Source organism: Anaerovibrio sp., from assembly GCF_051866355.1.
Classification (GTDB): Bacteria; Bacillota; Negativicutes; order Selenomonadales; family Selenomonadaceae; genus Anaerovibrio.
On sequence record NZ_JBJDWZ010000074.1, the window covers coordinates 1,724 to 2,786 of the forward strand.

Below are 1,063 nucleotides of genomic sequence, written 5' to 3' on the forward strand. Positions count from 1 at the left end.
CTTCCAGCTCCGTCCTATACGACCAGCCCAATTCTGCCGCCTTAGATACATCCAGCAGTTTTCGTGGCGTGCCATTTGGCTTCGTGCTGTCCCAGACTATTTTTCCCTCATAGCCGACTATCCCAGCCACCAGCTCCGCCAGCTCCTTTATGGAAATCTCCCTGCCGGTACCAGCGTTGACAGTTTCGTTGCCGCTGTAATGGTTCATCAGGAACACGCACAGCTCGGCCAGATCATCCACATACAGGAACTCCCGCAGGGGACTGCCATCACCCCAGCAGGTCACGCTGGAAAGCCCTGCCTCCTTCGCCTCATGGAAGCGGCGGATAAGCGCAGGCAGCACATGGCTGTGGTCAGGGTGGTAGTTGTCGTTAGGGCCGTAGAGGTTCGTAGGCATCACGGAGATGTAGTCCGTCCCGTACTGACGATTCAGAAACTCGCAGTATTTCAGGCCGGAAATCTTCGCCAGGGCATAGGCCTCATTGGTCTTCTCCAGCTCGCCGGTCAGAAGGCAGCTCTCCGGCATGGGCTGTGGTGCAAGACGGGGGTAGATGCAAGAGGAGCCAAGAAACTCCAGCTTCCTGCAGCCGTTTTTCCAAGCGGCATGGATAACATTCATCTCCAGCATCATGTTGTCGTACATGAAATCCGCCAGTGCCCCGCTGTTGGCGGCAATGCCCCCCACCTTTGCCGCCGCCAGAAAGACATACTCCGGCCTCTCGGCAGCGAAAAACTGCTCCACCGCCTCCTGGCGGCAGAGGTCCAGCTCCTTGTGGGTACGGGTTATTATATTGGTATAGCCCTGCCGCACCAGCTCACGGACAATGGCGGAGCCCACCATGCCACGATGGCCTGCCACATAGATTCTGGCATCCTTCGCCATTTTTTTCATTTTCTCTTCTTGCGCCACATTCTCCGCCGGCGTTATCTTCTTCATTGCATCCATTTTTCACTGCGTCCTTCATTAAACCAAGGCCTTTACTTCATGAAGCCCTTTCCTTTTACTTCACTACGCCCTTTTCCAGATATTCCTCCAGATTGGTGCGTATATGCTCCTCCGCCC

The 1,063-nt window shown here is 55.4% G+C and carries 1 protein-coding gene; it reads right to left on the minus strand.

Translation table 11 applies throughout. From position 1 onward, the window contains the following. Positions 1-883: GDP-L-fucose synthase family protein (locus ACI3UA_RS04325; protein WP_439723600.1), on the minus strand; the 883-nt coding region annotated here is incomplete at its 3' end. Positions 884-1,063: the final 180 nt, after the last annotated feature.